At 64.8% G+C, this 19,932-nt stretch carries 18 protein-coding genes and 1 tRNA gene; 10 read left to right on the forward strand and 9 right to left on the reverse strand.

Translation table 11 applies throughout. From position 1 onward, the window contains the following. Nucleotides 1–135 precede the first annotated feature (135 nt). The 5 genes from DGI_RS04845 to DGI_RS04865 are packed head-to-tail and all read right to left on the reverse strand — an operon-like array spanning nucleotide 136 to nucleotide 2,863. Nucleotides 136–888, reverse strand: coding sequence for a DVU0298 family protein (locus DGI_RS04845; protein WP_021759629.1), 753 nt, complete (start codon nucleotides 886–888; stop codon nucleotides 136–138). A 3-nt stretch (nucleotides 889–891) separates the two neighbouring features. Next, the gene (locus DGI_RS04850) at nucleotides 892–1,533 is read right to left on the reverse strand and encodes a tetratricopeptide repeat protein (protein WP_021759630.1); all 642 of its coding nucleotides are present in this window, start codon (nucleotides 1,531–1,533) and stop codon (nucleotides 892–894) included. Continuing rightward, the gene (locus DGI_RS04855) at nucleotides 1,523–1,897 is read right to left on the reverse strand and encodes a hypothetical protein (protein ID WP_021759631.1); all 375 of its coding nucleotides are present in this window, start codon (nucleotides 1,895–1,897) and stop codon (nucleotides 1,523–1,525) included. The genes DGI_RS04850 and DGI_RS04855 overlap by 11 nt, the downstream gene beginning before the upstream one ends. After that, the gene (locus DGI_RS04860) at nucleotides 1,884–2,657 is read right to left on the reverse strand and encodes a YkgJ family cysteine cluster protein (RefSeq protein WP_202961834.1); all 774 of its coding nucleotides are present in this window, start codon (nucleotides 2,655–2,657) and stop codon (nucleotides 1,884–1,886) included. The genes DGI_RS04855 and DGI_RS04860 overlap by 14 nt, the downstream gene beginning before the upstream one ends. Before the next feature lie 17 nt (nucleotides 2,658–2,674). Next, nucleotides 2,675–2,863 carry a ferredoxin gene (locus DGI_RS04865; RefSeq protein ID WP_021759633.1) on the reverse strand — a complete coding sequence of 63 codons (189 nt, stop codon included), beginning with the start codon at nucleotides 2,861–2,863 and terminating at the stop codon, nucleotides 2,675–2,677. Nucleotides 2,864–3,127: 264 nt separating this feature from the next. Here DGI_RS04865 and DGI_RS16935 point away from each other — a divergent pair, with 264 nt between their 5' ends. Then, nucleotides 3,128–4,213: a sensor histidine kinase gene (locus DGI_RS16935; RefSeq protein WP_051286588.1), complete on the forward strand. Its 1,086-nt coding sequence runs from the start codon at nucleotides 3,128–3,130 to the stop codon at nucleotides 4,211–4,213. A gap of 167 nt (nucleotides 4,214–4,380) precedes the next feature. On the opposite strand, the gene DGI_RS04875 is transcribed toward DGI_RS16935, so the two are convergent. Beyond that, a tRNA-Leu gene (locus tag DGI_RS04875) sits at nucleotides 4,381–4,467 on the reverse strand. 230 nt (nucleotides 4,468–4,697) lie between these two features. Between DGI_RS04875 and DGI_RS04880 the strand changes: the two genes are divergently transcribed. From DGI_RS04880 to DGI_RS04890, 3 genes are all read left to right on the forward strand, one after another. After that, the gene (locus tag DGI_RS04880) at nucleotides 4,698–6,284 is read left to right on the forward strand and encodes a sensor domain-containing diguanylate cyclase (RefSeq protein WP_021759635.1); all 1,587 of its coding nucleotides are present in this window, start codon (nucleotides 4,698–4,700) and stop codon (nucleotides 6,282–6,284) included. A gap of 130 nt (nucleotides 6,285–6,414) precedes the next feature. After that, entirely contained in the window at nucleotides 6,415–7,404 is a 990-nt protein-coding gene (locus DGI_RS04885) for a bifunctional riboflavin kinase/FAD synthetase (protein WP_021759636.1), read from the forward strand. A gap of 8 nt (nucleotides 7,405–7,412) precedes the next feature. Beyond that, complete coding sequence (locus tag DGI_RS04890) at nucleotides 7,413–9,242, forward strand: chloride channel protein (protein ID WP_051286590.1); 1,830 nt, start codon at nucleotides 7,413–7,415, stop codon at nucleotides 9,240–9,242. A 237-nt stretch (nucleotides 9,243–9,479) separates the two neighbouring features. Here the strand turns inward: DGI_RS04890 and DGI_RS04895 are convergent, their stop codons facing one another. Further along, a complete protein-coding gene (locus DGI_RS04895; RefSeq protein ID WP_021759638.1) occupies nucleotides 9,480–10,253 on the reverse strand; it encodes a class I fructose-bisphosphate aldolase in 774 nt (257 codons plus the stop codon). A gap of 169 nt (nucleotides 10,254–10,422) precedes the next feature. Further along, on the reverse strand, nucleotides 10,423–11,736 hold the full coding sequence (locus DGI_RS04900) for an NOL1/NOP2/SUN domain family protein (protein WP_021759639.1): 1,314 nt from the start codon (nucleotides 11,734–11,736) through the stop codon (nucleotides 10,423–10,425). A gap of 205 nt (nucleotides 11,737–11,941) precedes the next feature. On the opposite strand from DGI_RS04900, the gene DGI_RS04905 reads away from it, so the two are divergent. The 5 genes from DGI_RS04905 (at nucleotide 11,942) to DGI_RS04925 (ending at nucleotide 18,017) form a co-directional block, all read left to right on the forward strand. Continuing rightward, entirely contained in the window at nucleotides 11,942–13,690 is a 1,749-nt protein-coding gene (locus DGI_RS04905; protein ID WP_021759640.1) for an FG-GAP repeat domain-containing protein, read from the forward strand. 241 nt (nucleotides 13,691–13,931) lie between these two features. After that, the gene (locus tag DGI_RS04910) at nucleotides 13,932–14,804 is read left to right on the forward strand and encodes a branched-chain amino acid ABC transporter permease (protein ID WP_021759641.1); all 873 of its coding nucleotides are present in this window, start codon (nucleotides 13,932–13,934) and stop codon (nucleotides 14,802–14,804) included. Beyond that, on the forward strand, nucleotides 14,788–15,783 hold the full coding sequence (locus DGI_RS04915) for a branched-chain amino acid ABC transporter permease (protein ID WP_081696817.1): 996 nt from the start codon (nucleotides 14,788–14,790) through the stop codon (nucleotides 15,781–15,783). Before DGI_RS04910 ends, DGI_RS04915 begins: the two co-directional genes overlap by 17 nt. 58 nt (nucleotides 15,784–15,841) lie before the next feature. Beyond that, on the forward strand, nucleotides 15,842–17,014 hold the full coding sequence (locus DGI_RS04920; protein WP_021759643.1) for an ABC transporter substrate-binding protein: 1,173 nt from the start codon (nucleotides 15,842–15,844) through the stop codon (nucleotides 17,012–17,014). 70 nt (nucleotides 17,015–17,084) lie between these two features. Further along, the gene (locus tag DGI_RS04925) at nucleotides 17,085–18,017 is read left to right on the forward strand and encodes an RluA family pseudouridine synthase (RefSeq protein WP_021759644.1); all 933 of its coding nucleotides are present in this window, start codon (nucleotides 17,085–17,087) and stop codon (nucleotides 18,015–18,017) included. 82 nt (nucleotides 18,018–18,099) lie between these two features. On the opposite strand, the gene DGI_RS04930 is transcribed toward DGI_RS04925, so the two are convergent. Continuing rightward, a complete protein-coding gene (locus DGI_RS04930; protein ID WP_027193052.1) occupies nucleotides 18,100–18,438 on the reverse strand; it encodes a tRNA-binding protein in 339 nt (112 codons plus the stop codon). Between the two features lie 153 nt (nucleotides 18,439–18,591). Here DGI_RS04930 and DGI_RS04935 point away from each other — a divergent pair, with 153 nt between their 5' ends. Continuing rightward, nucleotides 18,592–19,803, forward strand: a complete 1,212-nt coding sequence (locus DGI_RS04935; RefSeq protein ID WP_027193053.1) for a GNAT family N-acetyltransferase — start codon at nucleotides 18,592–18,594, stop codon at nucleotides 19,801–19,803. The last annotated feature ends 129 nt before the right edge of the window (nucleotides 19,804–19,932 follow it).

Consider the following 19,932-nt stretch of genomic DNA (forward strand, 5'->3'; position numbering starts at 1 on the left):
CATGTTACTTTTGCAAAAGGACATTGCGAGAGGGGAGAACCTTTTTGCAAAAGGTTNAGAAAGGGGTTCCCCCAGGAGCTCTTTTCAAAAACAACGTGCTCTAAAGAACGGTTTCTCCTCTCGCAACGTCCTTTTTCATGCATCGCCCAGGGCGGCCAGGGCCTGACCGGCCAGGGTCCCCACGGTGGTCTGAACGATCTCGCCGTCGTGATACCAGGTGACCGGAACAGGGCTGGACGCCAGCGCCGTCAGCGCAGGCCGGGCCTCCTGCCAACGCAGGCACCCCAGGCCCCAGGCAGCCAGGCCGGGGATTTCGGGATCTTCGCAGTCCTGCAGGGCCGCCATCAGGGGCCGGCCGGCGCGGGCCATGAGGTCCGGCCGGGCGCAGCACAGGCGGGAAACGCCCCACACCGCCCCGCGACGCAGCAGGGGCAAATCCAGCCACAGGCCGTGGTGGATGGTGTTATCGATGTAGGAAATAAGGATGTTGTGATATTCCTCGGCCAGCCAGGGATGCTGGGCCAGGCACTCGGCCATGGCCTCGGGCGCGCCCCAGGCCACGTTGCCGCTTTCCTCGTTCAGATTCCACATGAGCCGGCGCAGGATGTCGCGGCCGGCCTCCACCTTGCCGGAGACGCCGCCCGAGGCCTCGCCCTTGCGGGGCGTGCCGCACAGCACGGCCACGGCCATGCCCACCGCGGTGGCCGCCCGCCAGCGGACCACGCCATCCAGCAGCAGGAACGAAAAGAGCGACCCCAACACCGCGGCTGGCGCCAGCCGCTCCCCTTCGGGAGCAGCCGAGGCGTCCAGCCGGGCGTGCAGCCGCTCGAACCAGTCGTCCTGCTGCAGGAGCGTTTTCAGCTCGGCCTTGAGGCGACGGCCGGCCATGGATTACGCCGGCTGCGCCTGACTGCGGTAGGGAGCCACTTCTTCCAGCAGCTCGGGGCGGACATCATAGCCGGTGGCTACGGCTTTATCGATGCATTCCAGCGCGTTGGCGTGCTCGCCGCGTTCCAGCAACACCAGGGCCAGATTGTTCCAGGCCGGGCCGAACATGGGTTCCTTGTCCAGGGCCTGACGCAGGACCTTTTCCGCGCGTTCCAGGTCGCCTTCCATCATGTAGGCATTGCCCAGGGTGGCCAGGGCCTGGATGAAGTTCGGGTCCAGCTTCACGGCGCGTTCCAGGGCCCGGGCGGCCTTGGAGGGTTCGCCCATCTGCATGTACACAAAGCCGATGTTGCCTTGGGGCGTGGCAAACATGGGCCGGCCTTCGGCAGCCATTTTGTTGTAGTTGAGGCAGCCTTCCAGGTCGCCGCTTTGCAACGCCAGACCGCCCAGCTGGACGTAGGCTTCCACCAGGGTGGGGGAATGGGTCACGGCGTCGCGAAACGCGCGTTCGGCTTCCAGAAAGTCCCCGCGGGAGAGCAGGGCCACGCCCAGGTTGTAATGCGTCACCCCGCACTGGGGGTTGGCGCTCAGGCGGTTTTTCTGCTCGGCGATGTAGCCTTCGAGGGCCTTGGAATCAGTCGTCATAGGTCTTGCCTTCCTTGTCCAGGAGCGCCTGGTACCAGTGGGAGTAGTAGAACATGCCCAGGTAGCGCGGATCGCGCCGCAGGAGGCCCACGGCCATTTCCAGCGCGCCGGAGGCGTACTGCTCGCCATAGGTTTCATGGTCCTGCCGGGAGCGCAGGAACGCGGTGGCCAGCTCCTGGGGGGTGCGGTTGGTGATGTCCTTGCGGATGTCGATGGGATCCTTGGGGATCTGGAAAGGGTCCCACTTGTCGAAGCCGATCTTGTCGATCCACTTGCGCCGGCGCGGGCTCATCTTGTCATAGATGGCCTGCTTCTGCTCAAGCTCTTCTTCCGGAGAAAGCCGGACCACTTCAGCCTTGGCCATCTGCTTCCTCCTTGTCCTGCCTGAGGGGAGCGGCGCCGAAGGCGTCGGCCGCGGCAGCGCCACGCTGGCTGGAACCAAGGGTCCAGGTAAAGGAGTCGCCGCTGTCGCCGCAGCCTTTCTCCTTGAGCCCCAGGTATTCGCGGTCATAGGTGTTCATGAGCACCATGGACACGGGCGCCAGCATCTCGGCCAGGCGCATATGCTTGGTGTGCATGGCGTCCACCATCTCCTGACTGAGCATCAGCAGGCGATTCTGCAGGCGGTCCATATTGATGGTGGGATAGCTGCCACCCTTCTGGAAACCGGACTTGCCGCAGCTGGACGCCTCGCCGGCAATGGCCACGGGCGCACCGTATATCCGGCAGGTGACGGGGCGGAAGGCGTACAGATCGCACCGGTCTTCCTCGTTGAGCAGCGGACAGCGGATGCGCTGGCGGGCCACTTCGTTCAGAATCTCCACCGCCGGAACACCGTCTTCCGAGGCCTTGAAAATTTTGCGCTTGAAGAGATGGTTTTCCCGGTCCGCCTTGTCGGCGCGGGTCAGGATTTTGGCTCGGGGGGCGCCCTGATACAGGCGGTTGAATTGGAAATTCAGGTAGATCGCCTCAATAAGGGTCAGATCGAACAGTGCATGGCAGCAGTCCGAACATCCTTCGGCGCACTGCACGGCCTGGGGTTCACGCGCCGCCACGGCCCGGAATGCGGCGTCCGCCTCTGCCACCAGTGCTTCGTATTTTGCGAAAAACGGCGTGAAATCCATCAATATGACCCTGTTCCTTATGGTTCCTCGATGACGATGGCCCCGGACTCGCACACCTCCACGCAGGATTCGCAGCCCAGGCACTCTTCCGGATGCACGGCCACGGCGTGGTCGTCCTGCAGCACAAAGACGCCCACCGGGCACACGTCGGCACAGTCGCCGTCGCCCACGCATTTGTCCAGATCAACAAGCACACGATAGCCCATGGGCACGCTCCGTCTCCATGCTTGGCGGGGTTGGGCGGATTTTGACCAGGAATGATGTACCTAGTCACTGGAGCAGGACCTGTCAAGGCAGCGCAACACGATGATATTTAATCATAATTCCGAAAGCCCACCCAGCACGGGGCAGAACTGTTTGCCTTCGGCCGGCATCTGGACTAGGAAAGTACCCCAACAGCAACGGGTATCCTCCGGGGTGCGGTCTGCGCCGCAGCCGGCTCCAGCCCGTTGCCTGCGGGAGGAACCACCGTGCCGAACGCCTCAGATTCGCTCGCTGCGCCCACATGCACAGACGCGCGCGATCCGCACCTTGCGGCGCATCTGCACGCCCTGGAGCGGTTCCGCTCCCTGCTGGATCAGGTGCAGGACGCCATCTTTCTGCTGGAGCCCACGGCCCTGGCTATCATCGACTGCAACAACTCCGCAGCCGCCATGACCGGCCGCAGCCGCCATGCGCTGCTGGGCGCCCGCCTGGGCGAACTCATGGAGCCGGACGAAGGCGGGCTGCTGCTGGCCATGCCCCGGGAAGAGATTGCCACCGTGTGCAGGCTCTGCGGTACCGGCACCCCCCCCACCCCTGTGGAAGTGCACTTCCGGCTGCACACCTTCGAGGGCAGACCCTACGGCGTGGCCATCGCCCGCGACATCTCCGAGCGCATGGCCGCAGAACACAGGCTCAAGGCCTCCCTCAAGGAGAAGGAACTCCTGCTGCGCGAAGTGCACCACCGGGTAAAGAACAATTTGCAGGTGGTCTCCAGCTTCTTGTCCGTCCAGTCCCATTATTTCAAGGACCCGGACGACGTGGCCCTGCTCAAGGAAAGCCAGAACCGCATCCGGACCATCGCCTCGGTGCACGAACGGCTGTACGGCTCCGACGACCTGGCCACCGTGAACTTCTGCGAATACATGGAAGATCTGGCCACCCATCTGGCCCAGGTGTACCGCGTGCGGGGCCGCACGCTGGAGGTCAAGGTCACGCATTGCGCCGTGGGCCTGACCATCGAAAAGGCCATCCCCTGCGGGCTCATCATCAACGAGCTCGTCACCAACGCCATGACCCACGCCTTTGCCGGGCGCGATCACGGCACGGTGCTGCTCTCCTTCCTGCCCAGCGACGTGGGCACGGCCCTGCTGACCGTGACTGACGACGGCATAGGCCTGCCCGAAGGCATGGACGTGATGCAGACCGACTCCCTGGGCTTCGTCATCGTCCGGCTGCTCACCGGCCAGCTCAAGGGCACGCTCAAGGTGACCACCCGGCCCATTGCGCCGGGCACGCGCTTTGAGATCGAACTGCCGGCGGGTGTGGCCTCGACCCTGCTGCAATTCGAGTAGGCCACGCGCCGCGCGGGCGCGCAATGCCGTGCCGCGCCTGAAGAGAGAAGCCCCCTCCTGCGCAGAAACTCGATCAATACACTGATTTTTCTGGAGAATTTGTGCGCCCGGCGAACGGGCAAAAAAAAGCGCTCCCGTTCAGGGCGGGAGCGCTGCATCGACTTGGGTGGTGCCGAAGGGGAGAGTCGAACTCCCACGGCCTTGCGACCACTAGACCCTGAACCTAGCGTGTCTACCAATTCCACCACTTCGGCACTGGAGAGACGCTTCTATCCAACCCCCGGGTGCTTGGCAAGCACTTTTTTGCGGAACTCGCATTTTTTTCAAAATTTCTGTCCAATCGTCTCTGGACCTTCGCCGGTCTTGTCAGGCCACAGCAAGCTGTGCCACTTCAGCAGGCAGCGGGGGGCGCCATGCCCGCCAATTCCGCCGGCTTCAAAACCCGTGCAGGACCCTTGGGGCCGCACGGCATATGAGTGTTCAAATGTCCCTTGATTTGACCACGTTGTTGGTGATGAATCTGGTCATCTGCAGCGTCAGCGTCCTGGGCATCACCGTCATCTGGCTGCAGAATCGGCAGCGCTACGCCGGCATCACATGCTGGCTGGCCTCCATTGCCTTGCAGGCGGTCGGGTTGGGCGTGCTGCTCCTCGGGCACACCCCGCTTTCCGCCGGGCTCGCTCTTGCCGCGGGCGTGTGCCTGACCGGGGGCGGCCTGTTGCTGCTTGTGGGGCTGGAGCGTTTTCTGGAGTGCCCGGCCCCGCGTGCGCAGCGGCAGGGCCTGTTCGGCGTATTGGCCGCATGCCTGGTTGCCCTGGCGTATTTCGGCGTTGCCGGCGCGGCAGGCCATGGCCAGCAGCTGTCCATGGCGTTGGCGTCGCTGGTCATTGATGGGCATATCGCCTGGCTGTTGCTGGTCCGAACACCCCCGGAACTGCGCCCGGCCACCCGGGTGGCCGGTCTGGTCGTGTGCGGGTACCTGACCGCCGGCCTGCTGCGGCTTGGGTTGCACACGCTGCCCCTGCCGTTTTTGCACGCCGTCCGCGACACCAATGTGGTGGATGTGGTGAGCACCGTGGCCTACACCGTGCTCGGCGTCTGTCTGACCCTGAGTCTGGTGCTCATGGTCAACAGAAGACTGCTCCTGGATGTCACGCGGCAGGAGCAAACCTTCTCCAAAACCTTTCACCTGGCCCCGTACGGTCTGATGCTGACCCGTGCCAAGGACGGCCGCGTTCTGGAGGTCAACCAGAGCTTCGCCCGCATGCTGGGCACCACGTCCCAGGCGTTGCTGGGAAAGACCACACTGGAGCTGAAGCTGCTCGACTCTCCCGAAGCCCGGGCGCGGATGCTGGAGCCTCTTGTCCGCGGCGAGGGCATTGCCGGGCAGGAGGTGCAGTTCAAGACCACGGGCGGTGAACCCAAGACAGGCTTGCTGTATGCAGACACCCTGCGCCTTGGCAATACAGACTGCATCCTGACCAGTGTGGCAGACGTCACTGAGCTGAGCAACGCCAAGCGGGAACTTGAGATTCTGGCCACCCACGATGCCCTGACCGGCCTGCCCAACCGCATGTTGCTGTATGATCGATTCGCCCAGTGCCGGGCTCGGACTGCGCGCCATGGCGGCAAGCTCGCTGTCATGTCCCTGGACCTGGATTCCTTCAAAGACATCAATGACAGGCTTGGCCATCATGCCGGCGATGCCGTGCTGAAGGAGGCCGCCCGCCGCCTGGCCGCCGTGATCCGCACGGAAGATACGGCCTCCCGCTTTGGAGGCGACGAATTCGTGCTCTTGCTGGGAGACCTCACCTCGCCCGGAGATGCCGACCATGCGGCGGCCAAGGTGGTGCAGGCCCTCAATATGCCGGTGGAGGTGGATGGATGCGCGGTCGCCATTTCGGCCAGTGTGGGCGTGGCGCTGTATCCCGATCACGGCGAAGACATTGACACGCTGCTGCGCCGCTCCGACGAAGCCTTGTATTGGGTCAAAACCCGCGGCCGAAACGGGCACGCCTTGTATGCCACAGACACCCCACCCCTGCCCGACCTGTCTGCAGGCTGTCGCTGATATCTCCGCCGTGTCCCCAACCTTGCCGGCCACGATATTTTAGGGTAGCCAGAAATCCGGCTTCAGGCTGCGGCGCCGGGTCCGGCCCCGCCCTCCCACTTCCGTCTTTCCGCGCACCCCCGATCACACCATGCTCATCGCCCGCACCCGCCAGGAAATCACCCTGGATCTCTCCGCCGGAACATGCGTCACTATCGGCAACTTCGATGGCGTGCACAAGGGCCATCAGACCCTCATTGCCCGCGTCCTGGCCAAGGCCAGGGCCCGCGGCCTGGCATCCGTGGTGGCCACCTTCTGTCCGCACCCCCTGCAGGTGCTGGTGGGGCCGCACACGCCGCCCTTCATCACCGTGCGCGAACAGAAGCTGGACCTCATCGAGGCCATGGGCGTGGACATGACCATGCTGCTGGAATTCACCAAGGCCATGGCTGCCATGGAGCCCGAGCAGTTCGTCAGGACCTATCTGGTTGACTGGCTCAACTGCAAAGAGTTGGTGGTGGGCTACGACTGGTCCTTCGGCAAGGGCCGCAAGGGCAACTTCGAGGTCATCCAGGCCCTGGGCCAGCAGTACGGCTTCCACTGCGAGCGCATGCCGCCGGTGATGATTCACGATGCCGTGGTCAGCTCCACCCGTATCCGCGACCTCATCAAGGCCGGCGAGGTCTGGGAGGCGCGCTGCCTGCTGGGACGCTACTACGCCGTCCGCGGCACGGTGATTCACGGCCATAACCGCGGCGGCCGGCTGCTGGGCTTTCCCACAGCCAACCTGAAGCTGGAAAACGAGGTGCGGCCGCACAACGGCGTGTACGCCGTGTGGGTGAACGTCAACGGCAACTGGTCCAACCGGCTCGACGAGCCCGGCGGCACGGCCCTGGCCGGCGTGGCCAACATCGGCGTCAACCCCACCTTTGGCAACACCGATGTGAGCGTGGAAGTGCACCTCATGGACTTCGACGCCGACCTGTACGGCAAGGAAGTGCACATCCACTTTGTGCAGTTCATCCGGCCGGAACAGAAATTTCCCAACCTGGATGCCCTGGTGGCCCGCATCACCGACGATGTGGCCCTGGCCCGCCGTATCCTGGCCGAACCTGAAGCCAACTGCTGGGCTCCGGCCTAGGCGCGCCCATGTACCTGCGTGTGCAATTACGACGCTGGCTGCGGCATTGGCGCGCCCTGACGCGGACGTACCGACGCATCAGCTCGGTGCGCTGGCTCATCCTGGGCATCGGCGTGGGGGCGCTGGCCGGGCTGGTGGCGGCATCGTTCTTTTTTCTGGTGGAATATCTCCACCATCTTTTTCTTATTGAGTGGGCCGGCATGCCCCTGCCCCCGGCAGACGGCGAGGCCCTGTTCCATGGTCCGCCGGGGGACGTGTACCGCCCCTGGCTGGTGCCGGCCATGACCTGCCTGACCGGCCTTGTCACCGGCTGGCTGGTGCAGCGCTACATCCCCGAGACCATGCACGGCGGCACCGACGGCACCGACGGCATGATCAAGGCCTTCCACCAGCAGGGTGGCATCATCCGGCCGCTGGCGCCCCTCATCAAGGGAGCCACCAGCATCCTGACCCTGGCCACAGGGGGCAGCGCTGGCCGGGAGGGGCCCATCTCCCAGCTGGGGGCCGGGCTGGGGTCCTGGATTGCCGTGCGGCTCAAGCTCACGCCCAAGGAACGGCGCATCCTGCTGCTCACCGGTGCGGCCGGCGGCCTGGGGGCCATCTTCCGTGCGCCCATGGGCGGCGCGCTCACGGCCATCGAGGTGATCTACGCCGAGGATTTCGAGGCCGAGGCCGTGCTGCCTGCAGTGCTGTCGTCAGTGGCCGCATACACGGTGTTTGCCCTGATTTACGGGACAGATCCTTTGTTCGCCATCCCGCGGTTTCAGTTCACCAACTTCCTGGAGCTGCCGTTTTATCTGCTCCTGGCGGCCTTCTGCGCGGCCACTGGCTGGCTGTACGTGCGGACGTTCCGGTATCTTAAATATAATGTTTTCAACAAATTGATCGACAAGATCGGCCTGCCCGCCACGGCGGCCCTGGGTGGGTTGCTGGCCGGGCTGATGGGCGTGCAGTTCCCGCAGGTGCTCTCCGGCGGCTTCGGCTGGGTGGAGGAAGCCATCCTGGGCAACATGGCCGTCACGGCCATGCTGGCGGTGATCGTCCTCAAAATCATCGCCACGTCCTTCACCCTGGGTTCCGGCATGAGCGGCGGGATGTTCGCCCCGGCGCTGTTTGTGGGCGGCATGAGCGGCGGCGTGGTGGGCTTCACGGCGCACGCGCTGTTTCCGGCCACGGTGACGCAGCCCGGGGCCTTCGTGCTGGTGGGCATGGCGGCGTTCTTCGCCGGGGTGGCCAAGTCCCCCATCGGCCCCATTCTGATGGTCTGCGAGCTGACCCAGGGCTATGGCCTGCTGGCGCCGCTGATGCTCTCCTCGGCCCTGTGTCTGGTGTTCAACCGCAAGGTGCATCTGTACGAGAACCAGGTGGCCAACAAGTTCGAGTCCCCGGCCCATCGCACCGACGCCACCATCAACATTCTGGAGCAGCTGCGGGTGGAGGACCACTACTCCCCCGGCCCGGTGGTGGTGCTGGAAGAAGACGTGACCCTCAAGGCCCTGACGAACATCATCTGCCACACCAACCAGTTCTGCTTTCCCGTGCGCAATCAGGCCGGCAGCATCAAGGGCCTGCTGACCATGGATGACGTGCGGCGCGTGCTCTTCGAAGAGGCGCTGTTCGATCTGGTGCTGGTGCGCGATCTGCCCACGCGGCCCGTGCCGACCCTGACCCCCGAGGACGATCTGTACACCGCCCTGCTGGCCTTCGTGGGCCACAATGTGAGCCAGATCCCCGTGACGCCCATTGGCAATGGTGCGGAGATCCTGGGGCTCATCAACCGCGAGGACGTCTTCGCCGCCTACAATCAGGCCATTCGCAAGGTGCGGGAAGAGGGGTAGCGCAGGTTATCTTTGAGAGGAGTTCTCGGGGGAAGAACCTTTCTGTAGAAAGGTTNTGTCGGGGGAACACCTTTCTGAAGAAAGGTTCTTCCCCCGAACCCCCTTTCCAAAGACTTTTTATTGTGATTCAAGGTCACTTTCAAAGTTTTGGAAGGGGAGAGCGCGAGAGGGAAGGCCTTTGCAAAAGGTTTCTCCTCTCGCAAAGACCTTCCTCAAGCATCACATGCTCGAACCCCCTCAGCAGCCGATGGCGTCCGGCCCGTGGACCACGGCGGCCACCATCTCCAGGGCGCGGATGGGATCCGGATGCTGGAAGATGTTCCGGCCCACGCAGGCGCCCATGACACCGCACTCCAGGGCCACGTTCAGCTCCACCAGAAACTGCTCAAAGTCCTGACGCGCCGGCCCGCCAGCCACCAGCACCGGTGCCGGGCAGGCCTCCACGGCATCGGCAAAGGAGCGCGGATCCAGGGGCAGGGGCGTGCAGACGAGGTCCGCGCCCAGCTCGCCGCCCATGCGGATGGCGTGGCCGATGAGGCTGGGGTCGCGCTCGTTCACAATCTGCCCGCCGCGGGGATAGATGACGGCCATCACCGGCAGGCCGAGCTGGTGGGCATCCTCGCAGGCCGAGCCGAAGTCCGCCAGCATGCGGTCTTCGAGGTCGTTGCCGATGTTCAGGTGGATGCATACGGCGTCCGCCCCCACCCGCAGGGCCTCGCCCGGGCTGCAGACCAGGCTTTTCATGTACGTGGGCAGGCCGTGCTTGGTGCCGGCGGAAAGCTGGACCACCACCTGCACGTCCGAAGCCACCTTGGTGGCGTAGGCCCGGGCCATGCCGCGGTTGAGCACCACGCCCTGCACCGGGCGGGTGCCGATCTCCTCCAGCAGCCGGGTCATGTGCATCAGGCCGGGAAGCATGCCGTCGCTGGCGCCGTGATCCAGGGTAAGAACGAACGCCCGCCTGCTGGGGCTATTAAAAAATCGCTTGAGCCTGCGCATCACACCAATCATGAAGTCTGTCCTTGCAAAAATGAGATGAGAAACAACGGGAACGAAACGACGGTCAGGGCATGTTATCTTTGAAAAGATTTCTCGGGGGAAAACCTTTCTGAAGAAAGGTTCTTCCCCCGAACCCCNAGGTTTCCCCTCTCGCAGTGTCCTTTTTCAAAATTAAAATGCCCTAGCGGCCGGTCCACAGCGCCCGGGAGCCCTTGCCGTGCAGCCACCCAAGGGCCAAATCTCCGTACCACAACCCGGCGGCGCGTGTCTTGTCCTTGCCGGCGGGGGTCTCGGGCATCTGCATGGCCCGGCCCTCGAACAGGCCGGTCAGCTCGGCCAGGGAAGCCGCCTGCACCCGCGGCGGCATGGGCTGCCCGTGCGGATCCTGCAACCGGGGGATGAGACCCCAGGCGCGAGGATGCATCGTCAACCCCTTGGCGGTCAAGCGGCCCACGGGCACGCCCTGCCAGCGCAGGGCCGCGGCCAATCGCTCCAAGGCCAGGCGGGGCAGGAAGTGACAACTGCCGGAAAAATCATACACCTCGCCGTCCCAGGCGTCCGGATCAGCCCCGGCGGCGCGCAGGATGTCGGCATCCACCGGCTGCCCTGGCGGGGGCGACGGGCAATGCGACACGGTCGCCATCTCGCCCGGTTTGGTGAAACAGGCCAGGAAGAAGCCCTGGGCGCGGCTCTCCTCGCCATCCACCAGCAGGCAGTCCCGCGGGCCGAAGGGCGCCTCGGGCGTCTTGAAGACAAAGCCTGGCGGCGGGTCCACGGGGACCAGTTCCAGCGGCAACTGCTCCAGCGCCCAGGCCACCTGGCGCTCGTTCTCCTCCACATTGGTGGTGCAGGTGGAATAGACCAGCCGGCCGCCGGGAGCCAGCAGCCGGGCGGCCTCCCGCAGCAGCAGGCGCTGCAGGCCCACCAGGGGAGCCACCTTGTCGCCCCTCCACAAGGCGGCCACCTTGGGATGCTTCTCCACCGTGCCCCAGCCGCTGCAGGGCGGGTCGCACTGGATATGGGTGAAGAAGCCCTCGGCCAGGGGCAGCGATTGGCCTTCGTGGCGGCAGGTGACCACATTGAGCCGCTGGGTCTCCAGCAGGGTGCGGCGCAGGGTGGCCAGACGCTCGGGGTTGGGCTCGTTGGCCACCACGCAGCCGGCCGGCCCCACCAGTTCGGAGAGCAGGCCGGTCTTGGAGCCGGGGCTGGAGCACATGTCCAGCACCATGGCCCCGGGAGGCGGCGCCAGCACCACCGGCGGCAGCATGGAGGAGGCATCCTGGATGTAAATTCTTCCAAAGCGCGCGGCCAGGGTGCGGCCCAGGGGGATGGGCTCGGTCAGGGCGCGGGCGGCCACGGGATGCAGGGGCAAGGATTCCCAGGCCAGGCCTTCGGCAGCCAGGAGTTCGGCCACGGCCGCGCGCTCCTGGGCCGGTCCCACAAAGCGGAAGGTGCGGCCCGGGGCGTCTGTGTCGGGTTGGGTGCGATGTTTCATGGTTCTCCGTGGCATGATCGCCTGCCGGCGTCTTGTCAATTCTTCACGTTTCAAGCGGTCATCCTTGCCACATCGTAATCTGCGCGGCGGGTTTGCCTCTGGACGCCGGGGCGCGGATGGACTATTGCGCCTTCATAGTCCGGCTGCTTCGTATTCGTGTGCAACAACCCTTTCTCGCTTTGATTCGTCTTCGCAAGGAGTCTCTATGCGACTGCTTCAGCGTCTGGCAGGGCTTTTCGTCCTGATGATGTGCGGCGCCGTGTTTGCCCCCGCCGTGCAGGCCGCGGAAAAAACCTACGCCGTGCTGCCCTTCTCCGTGAACGGCCCCCAGGAATACCAGTATCTTTCCAAAGGGCTGCAAGACATGCTTTCCTCCAGGTTGTACTGGAAGGACAATGCCCGGCCCCTGGCGCAACTGCCGGCCGATCTGCCCCCGGCCAAGGACCTCTCCCCCGAAAAGGGCCGTGAACTGCTGACCAGACTGCGGGCCGACGTGCTCATCTGGGGCAGTGTGACCGTGATGGGCAACGACGCCAGCATAGACCTGCGCGTGCAGGATACCAAGGGCGGCAGCTGGCCCCAGAGCGGCACCGTAAAGCTGGACAATCTCATCCCCTCGCTGGAAAACATTTCCCGCAAGCTCAGCGCCGAAGCCTTCGGCCGCACCGCGGCAGCGCCGGCAAAGGCCCCCAGCACCGCGGGCGGTGGCAGTGGCGGCGGTCCGGGCAAGACCGAAAAGGTCAACGCCATGAACCCGGCCCTGGTGCACAACGAGGCCGACCAAAGCAAGCAGTTTTTCCTCAACCCCCAGTTCCGCTACGCCGGGGACTCCCAGTCCGAAGGCCGCATGCGCTCCCAGAGCCTGCCCTTCGCCTCCGTGGGCATGATCGCCGACGACCTCAACGGCGACGGCCAGCGCGACTGCGCCATCATCGACGACACCCGCGTCTACGTCTACCGCTTCGACACGGACATGACCCTGCGCCAGGTGGCCGTGCATCAGGCCCCCGTGAGCCTGCAGAACCTGCACGTCAGCGCGGTGGACACCAACCGCGACGGCCGCAAGGAAATCATCGTCAGCGCCGTGCGCGTCACCACCGCCGGCAACCACGACAAGTACGAGAAATACGAGCCCCGCAGCTACGTGCTCAGCTTCGACGGCCAAAAGCTCACCCTGCTCAAAGACAACATCAAATTCTTCCTTAACGCCATCAACACCCCGCCCCGCTTCGAAACCAAGCTCTACGCCCAAAAGCAGGGCCGCCAGAAGCTCTTCGAAAAGGGCATTTACGAAGCCATCCCTTCGGCCAACGGCTTTGATCTCGGCCCGCGGCTCTTCGCCCCGGATCAGGCCAACGTCTTCAATCTGGGGTACCTGCCCCAGCCTGACGGCTACAAGATGCTGGTGGTGGACAAGGAAGATTACATCCTCGTCTTCACCGACACCGGCGAACGCCAGGCGCGCACCGACAAGCCCTACTTCGGTTCCTTTGTGGGCATGTTCGAAGACATGATGCCCGAAGGGTTTGAAGACGAAGTGCTCATGCGCGACAAATACTACATCCCCATGCGCATGGTGTCCTTCAACATCGATGGCGACGACCGCCACGAGCTGCTGGTGAACCGGCCCATCTCCATGGCCGCGCAGTTCTTCCAGCGCTACCGCTACTTCCCCCAGGGCGAAATTCATTCCCTGTACTGGGACGGCGTGGGCCTGAACCTGGTGTGGAAGACGCGCAGCATCAAGGGCTCGGTGGTGGACTACGGCGTGACGGACATCAACAACGACGGCATCACCGATCTCTACGTCCTGGTGAACACCCACCCCGGCGCCTTGGGCATCAGCAACCGCAAGTCCATCGTGCTGGTGTACCCCCTGGATCTGTCCCAGACCGACTCGACCGTCGGTCAGGAATTTACAGACGAACCCGCCAGCCGACTGCATCAGGAATAACCCGCCATACACAGCGCCCCTTCGGGGGCGCTTTTTTTTGCCCACCCCCACGACAGAAACGACCGGAAATAGAGCATTTTAATTTTGAAAAAGGACACTGCGAGAGGGGAAACCTTTTNTTGAAGGGCGGAAGAACCTTTCTTTAGAAAGGTTTTCCCCCGAGAGTTCTTTTCAAAAACAACGTGCTCTAGACGGCGCGGACCTTGACGCCTTGCGCCGCGCCGTCTAATCCCTGCGGGACATGTTCAGCCTCTACCTTGCGCAAGCAGTCACTTCGGGCCTGGCGTTGGGCGCAGTCTACGGCCTCATGGCCCTGGGCTTCTGCCTCATTTACAATGCCTCGCGGCTCATCAACTTCGCCCAGGGCGAGCTGCTCCTGCTCTCCGGGCTGGGCATCCTCTCCCTGGTCCAGGCGCTGCACCTGCATTGGGCGCTGGGCATCCTGGCCGCCTGCGCCTGGGGGTTCCTGCTGGGCCTGTTCCTGTACGCCACCACCCTGGGCCTGACCATGCGCGCCCACCCCCTGCGTCAGCTCATGCTCACCGTGGCCGCCAGCCTCATCTGGCAGGGGCTGGCCATCCTGGCCTGGGGCAAGCAGCCGCACGTGCTGCCGCGCATGGCGCCCCTGCCGGATCTGCGTCTGGGCCTCCTGTATTTTTCGCAAGATACCGTCACGGCCATGGTGCTGGCCCTCACGGCTGGCGGGCTGCTGCATCTCTTTCTGCGCCACACCCGCACGGGCACGGCGGTGCGGGCCGTCTCCATGCATCCGCTGGCGGCCACGCTGCAGGGCGTCAACCCCGTGCGCACCTACGCCATCTGTTTTGCCCTGTCCGGAGCGCTGGCGGCGCTGGCGGCCCTGTGCGTGGGACCGCAGACCATGCTGCGGCACGACATGGGCTTTGCCATCGGCCTCAAAGGCTTTGTGGCCGCCACTGTGGGCGGCTACTCCTCCCTGGGACGTGTGTTCCTGGGCGGGATCTTCCTGGGCGTGCTGGAAGCCGGCCTGGTGCTGACCTTCAACAACGAACTCAAGGAAGCGCTGACGTTCCTGCTGCTCATCGTGCTGCTGGTGGTCATGCCGTTGGGAGAAAAGCATGCCCATGCCCGATAGCCTGCGCCCGGCCAGCGTCTTTTCCCATGGGCGCGGCTGGAGCTTTCTGGGGTTCTTCAGCGCCCTTGCCATGGTGGGGCTGCTGGCTCCCTCCTATGAGCTGCTGGCCGTCAACCAGCACCTGCTGCTGTGCCTGAACGTGCTGGCCCTGAACTTCTGCCTTGGCCTGGGCGGGCAGGTCTGCATGGCCCAGGGGGCATTCTGTGGCATGGGGGCCTATCTCACGGTCATGCTGCATCAGTATTATCCCGGCGGCAGCGTCTGGATCCTGCCGGCCGCGGCCCTGTGCACGGCCGCGGTGGGGGCGGCGGTGTCCCGCCCGCTGGAGCAGCTGCATTCTGGATTTCTGGCCATGGCCACGGTGGGGGTGCACAGCATCTTCATCAACGTGGTGCTGGCGTTTCCCCGCGTCACCGGCGGCGCCGAGGGCATGCTCTCCGCCGTGCCCCTGACCCTGCCCGGCGGGATCACCCTTTCCGGCGACCTCTTCTACTTCGCCGCGTTTTCCGGCCTGCTGCTGCTGGCGTCCTATGTGTACGCCGCCCTGGAGACGTCCCGCCCCGGCCGGGCGCTGCTGGCCTGTCGGGAGGATCCATTGGCCGCGGCCTCCTGCGGCATCAACCGGCCGGCCATCCGGGCCCAGGCCTTCGCCATCGGCGCGGCGCTGTCGTGCCTGGCCGGGAGCCTGTACGCCCACTACTCCGGCTTCATCAGCCCGCGACAATTCGACCTGGGCCTCTCCCTCAAGACGCTGCTGTATCTGGTCATCGGCGGACAGGGACGACTGTTCTCGCCGCTGGTGGCCGTGGTGGTGCTGGAGACGCTGTTGAGCCGGCTGGAATTCCTGGGAGATGCGCGCTCGCTGGTCCAGGGGCTGCTGCTGGCCGGCGCGCTGCTCATCGGCCCGGCCCTGCGGGGACGATCCCCCGGCGAGCTGCTGGGCCGGCTGCTGCGCAAGTCCTCCCCTCCCCTTGCCTAGCCTTCCGAAGCGGCCTGTGATAGGGCTTCTGGATTCACCCCTCCAAGGAGATACGGCCATGGGCAGACTCATTCGTCGCATCGCGCCGCTTGCTTTGCTGGCGGCTCTTGTATTCCCCGCGCAGTTGTTCGCTGCCGATCCCATCAAGGTGGGCGGCCTGTTCGCCAGCTCCGGCAAGTCCGCCTTCGTGGGCACCGCCAGCAAGCTGGTGGCGGAAATGACCGTCAAGCAGATCAACGCTGCCGGCGGCATCCTGGGCCGGCCCCTGGAAATGGTCATCTACGACACCGAATCCGACCCCAACGTCGCCCTGCAGAAAGCCCGGCAACTGGTGGAAAAGGATGGCGTGCTGGCCATCATCGGCCCCACCACCACCGGCGGCGGCATGGCCATCAAGCAGTACACCGAGGCCCAGCAGATCCCGTCCATCATGACCGTGGGTGGCGACGCCATCATCGCCGGCGGCAAGTACGGGCCGTTCCTGTGGACCTTCAAGGTGCCCCAGCGCACCGAGACCGCGGTGAAGAAAATTTATGCCCTGCTGCACGAAAAGGGACTGAAGACCGTGGGCATCCTCACGGCCCAGGACGGGTTCGGCCAGGACGGCATGATGCACCTGGAAGCCCAGGCCGCCCACTACGGCCTGACCGTGGTGGCCAAGGAAACCCTGGACCCCAAGGACAGCGACTATTCCGCCCAGGCCTTCAAGCTCACCGTGGGCAAGCCTGACGCCGTGGTGGTGTGGGTCATCGGGCCGTCCGGGGCCATTGCCCAGAAGAATTTCAAGGCCCTGCCCAATTATACCGGTCTGGTGGTCCAGTGCCACGGCCAGCCGGATCCCAAGTTCATCGAGCTGGCCGGCGCAGCGTCCGAAGGCGCGCTCATGCCCGGCACCAAGCTCATGGCTCCGGATGCCCTGGCCGAGGACGACCCGCAGCGCCCCGTCATCAAGCAGTTCCTGGCCGACTACACCGCCAACGGCTATGACAAGGAATTCCCCATCAACACCCACTCCGGCTACGCCCTGGACGCCCTGCTGCTCCTCAAGGCCGGCCTGGAGAAGGCCGGCGCCGTGGACCGGGCCGCCCTGCGCGATGCCCTGGAACAGCTCAAGGGCGTGGTGGGCGTTTCCGGCGTCTTCTCCATGACCCCCGAGGATCACAACGGGCTGGACGAAGCCTCCATGCTCATGCTCACCGTCAAGGACGGCGTCTTCCGCGTGGCCCAGTAACGGCCCGCCCACCCTGCGTTTGCGCCCGGCCGTCTTCCGCCTTTTTCAGGCGGCCGGGCACCCTCCCATCATGCCACAATTTCCCGTTCAGCAGTGGACTGTCACCGAGGCCGAGGCCGGCCAGAAGCTCTTCAACTTTCTCAAGCGCCGGCTGCGGCGCGGCGTTCCCACCAGTCTGGTGATGCGCTGGATGCGTTCCGGCGAGCTGCGGGTGGATGGCAAACGCGCCACGCCCTATCAGCGGCTCAAGGTCGGCCAGGTGCTGCGCATCCCGCCGTTCGCCGTGGATGAGGAGCTGCCGGACGAAGCCGCCGTGGTCGAATCCGCCACGCTGGACCTGCCCGTGCTCTTCGAGAACGAGGAGCTGCTCGTCATCGACAAGCCCGCCGGCCTGCCGGTGCAGCCCGGCACCGGCCATGGCGATGCCGTCTCCACCCGGCTGGCCAAGGCCTACGCCCATGCGCCCTTCGTGCCCGCGGCGGCCCATCGCATCGACCGGGATACAGCAGGCATCGTGATGGTGGGCAAGACCTATCACGGGCTGGCCCGGCTGCTGGAGGCCTTCGAGACCCGCGCCATCCACAAGACCTATCTGGCCTGGGTGCGCGGTCGCTGGCCCTTTGCCGAAGAAACCGTGCTTTCCGACCGGCTGGAAAAACTGTGGGAAGGCAATTCCCAGCGCATCCACGCCGGCCGCGGCAAGGAAGCCCTGGCCACGGCCGAGCCGGTGAAGATTCGGCCGGACGCGTCCCTGCTGCTGCTGACCCTGCACACCGGCCGCACGCATCAACTGCGCGTGCAGCTTTCTTCCCGCAAGCATGCCATCGTGGGCGACCGCAAATACGGCGACCGCGCCCCGGCCCCGGGCCTGCTGCTGCACGCCCATGCCGTGGCCTGGGAGGGCCGGGAATTCGTCTCCGTGCCCGTCTGGCCCGGCCCCTGGGATGTGCGGAGCATGCTGGGACTGCAGCAACCACCCCCGGACGAAGCCCCGCCTGCATAGCGGGAACTGCCCGCGTTCCCTCTCGTTGCAACATTTTCGACGGATCTTTTTTCAAAGAGACCATGCGCCCGCCCGGCGCGCATCACGCCAGCTTGAGCCCGTTGGCCACGGGGCGTTCGGGCACGGCCAGCACCACGCTGCCGTCCCCCTGCACAAAGCCGGTGAGCAGGAATTCCGAGCGCACCGGGCCTATCTGCCTGGGCGGAAAATTCACCACCCCGAGGACCTGCCGACCCACCAGGGACTCCCGGGAATACAGATGCGTGACCCGGGCGCTGGTTTTCTTGACGCCGATCTCATCGCCAAAATCCACGGTGATGATGTATGCCGGCGTCCGCGCCTGCGGAAATTCCTGCACATCCAGCACGGTGCCTGTGCGCAACTCCACCAGCTCGAATTCATTCCACGAAATCGTCTGCATGCCGCCTCCCGGTGCAGTCGGCCGTCGGCCGCTGCAAAACATTGTCCGCACGCACGCTTTTCACATGCGGTAATTCGTGCTACGATGCATCAATTCATCGATACCCTATTCTTCAACCGCTCAAACGACCCCAAGTGCCCGGAGGCCGCCGGCATGGTGCGCGTGCAATGTATCCAAGACGTTTCCCAGTTTCCACCCCTGGCCGATGCCTGGGACCGCCTTGTGCTGGCCGCGCCGCAACCCTCGCCCATGTTGTTGTCCGGCTGGATCCTTGCCTGGATGGAAGTCTTCGGGGCAGACGTCTCCCCCATGATCCTCACAGCCTGGGAAGGCGACCGGCTCGTGGGCGGCCTGCCGCTGTGCCACGCCAGACGACGCCTCGGCCCGGTGCCGGTGTATGAAGAGGTCCGGTTCCTGGGCATCAAGGGCGTGGGCGGCATGTACATGGACATGCTCCTGGCGCCCGACGCCGCGCCCCGCGCAGCCCAGGCCCTGCTACTGGCCCTCAATGACACTGTTCCCTGGGACCGCCTGCGGCTGGAACGCATGCTGCCCCAGGCCAGCCTGCACTCCGCCCTGCGGCAGCAAGGCACCTGGCCGGGCACGTTGATCGAGACTCATTCCGGCGTGGCCAGCCCGGTGCTGCCGCTGCCGGACACCATGGATGCCTTGATTGCCGGCATGGATCCCGTGTTCCGCAGCATGCTGTTCCGCAAGAATCTCAAGATGGCGCCCCGGCTTCACGCCGTGGAATTCATCCCGGTCATCGCCAGGGAAGACATCGACCGCGACCTGGACCGCCTCATCGAAGTGCACACCCGCCGCTGGAATCTCCAGGGCCGGCGCGGCGAATTTGCCCGGGCCGACGTCCGGGACTTTTACCACCTCCTCAGCCACCGGCTGGCAGAAAAAGGGATGCTGCGCATTTCCAAGTTGCTGCTGGATGGCGAAGCGCATTCCTTCGAATACGGCGTGCAGATTGGCCGGCAATACTTCGCGTTGCACGCCGGCATCAGCCCCGAGGGGCTGGAGTGCCAGGCCGGCACCTACCATCTGTATCATATCCTTGAGGGGCTGCTGCCCCACGCATCGCACTATCATTTCATGGAAGGCGGCGAGCCGTACAAGTACAGATGGGGCGCGGTGCACCAGGCGGTGCAGGATGCCCACGTCTGGTGCGGGTTCAAGGGCCGGGTGCTGCACCGGCTGCGCCGGCTCAATGCGCGACTGCGCAGCGCCAACCCCCTGGCCGCCACCACCGCCGGCGCGGGGATGGTGGGCTGGATGGAAAATCTCCCCAGCCTGATCCCCTCCCTGGCCCGCACCGCGGAAACGACCCTGCCGCTGTTGGACGCCGCGTTTTAGAGCATTTTACTTTTGAAAAAGGACATTGCGAGAGGGGAAACCTTTTGCAAAAGGTTCTCNTCACAATAAAAAATCTTTGGAGAGGAGGCCAGCCCTTGAAGGGCGGAAGAATCTTTCGTCAGAAAGGGT

The organism is Megalodesulfovibrio gigas DSM 1382 = ATCC 19364, from assembly GCF_000468495.1.
Lineage (GTDB): Bacteria > Desulfobacterota > Desulfovibrionia > Desulfovibrionales > Desulfovibrionaceae > Megalodesulfovibrio > Megalodesulfovibrio gigas.

What these genes read in the sequence shown, in the direction of transcription:
- DGI_RS04850 (WP_021759630.1), bottom strand. Translation starts at nt 1,533, where the DNA reads ATGACGACTGATTCCAAGGCCCTCGAAGGCTACATCGCCGAGCAGAAA.
- DGI_RS04905 (WP_021759640.1), top strand. Translation starts at nt 11,942, where the DNA reads ATGCGACTGCTTCAGCGTCTGGCAGGGCTTTTCGTCCTGATGATGTGC.
- DGI_RS04845 (WP_021759629.1), bottom strand. Translation starts at nt 888, where the DNA reads ATGGCCGGCCGTCGCCTCAAGGCCGAGCTGAAAACGCTCCTGCAGCAG.
- DGI_RS04895 (WP_021759638.1), bottom strand. Translation starts at nt 10,253, where the DNA reads ATGATTGGTGTGATGCGCAGGCTCAAGCGATTTTTTAATAGCCCCAGC.
- DGI_RS04885 (WP_021759636.1), top strand. Translation starts at nt 6,415, where the DNA reads ATGCTCATCGCCCGCACCCGCCAGGAAATCACCCTGGATCTCTCCGCC.
- DGI_RS04910 (WP_021759641.1), top strand. Translation starts at nt 13,932, where the DNA reads ATGTTCAGCCTCTACCTTGCGCAAGCAGTCACTTCGGGCCTGGCGTTG.
- DGI_RS04930 (WP_027193052.1), bottom strand. Translation starts at nt 18,438, where the DNA reads ATGCAGACGATTTCGTGGAATGAATTCGAGCTGGTGGAGTTGCGCACA.
- DGI_RS04890 (WP_051286590.1), top strand. Translation starts at nt 7,413, where the DNA reads ATGTACCTGCGTGTGCAATTACGACGCTGGCTGCGGCATTGGCGCGCC.
- DGI_RS04860 (WP_202961834.1), bottom strand. Translation starts at nt 2,657, where the DNA reads ATGGATTTCACGCCGTTTTTCGCAAAATACGAAGCACTGGTGGCAGAG.
- DGI_RS04920 (WP_021759643.1), top strand. Translation starts at nt 15,842, where the DNA reads ATGGGCAGACTCATTCGTCGCATCGCGCCGCTTGCTTTGCTGGCGGCT.
- DGI_RS04915 (WP_081696817.1), top strand. Translation starts at nt 14,788, where the DNA reads ATGCCCATGCCCGATAGCCTGCGCCCGGCCAGCGTCTTTTCCCATGGG.
- DGI_RS04935 (WP_027193053.1), top strand. Translation starts at nt 18,592, where the DNA reads ATGGTGCGCGTGCAATGTATCCAAGACGTTTCCCAGTTTCCACCCCTG.
- DGI_RS04880 (WP_021759635.1), top strand. Translation starts at nt 4,698, where the DNA reads ATGTCCCTTGATTTGACCACGTTGTTGGTGATGAATCTGGTCATCTGC.
- DGI_RS04900 (WP_021759639.1), bottom strand. Translation starts at nt 11,736, where the DNA reads ATGAAACATCGCACCCAACCCGACACAGACGCCCCGGGCCGCACCTTC.
- DGI_RS04925 (WP_021759644.1), top strand. Translation starts at nt 17,085, where the DNA reads ATGCCACAATTTCCCGTTCAGCAGTGGACTGTCACCGAGGCCGAGGCC.
- DGI_RS04865 (WP_021759633.1), bottom strand. Translation starts at nt 2,863, where the DNA reads ATGGGCTATCGTGTGCTTGTTGATCTGGACAAATGCGTGGGCGACGGC.
- DGI_RS04855 (WP_021759631.1), bottom strand. Translation starts at nt 1,897, where the DNA reads ATGGCCAAGGCTGAAGTGGTCCGGCTTTCTCCGGAAGAAGAGCTTGAG.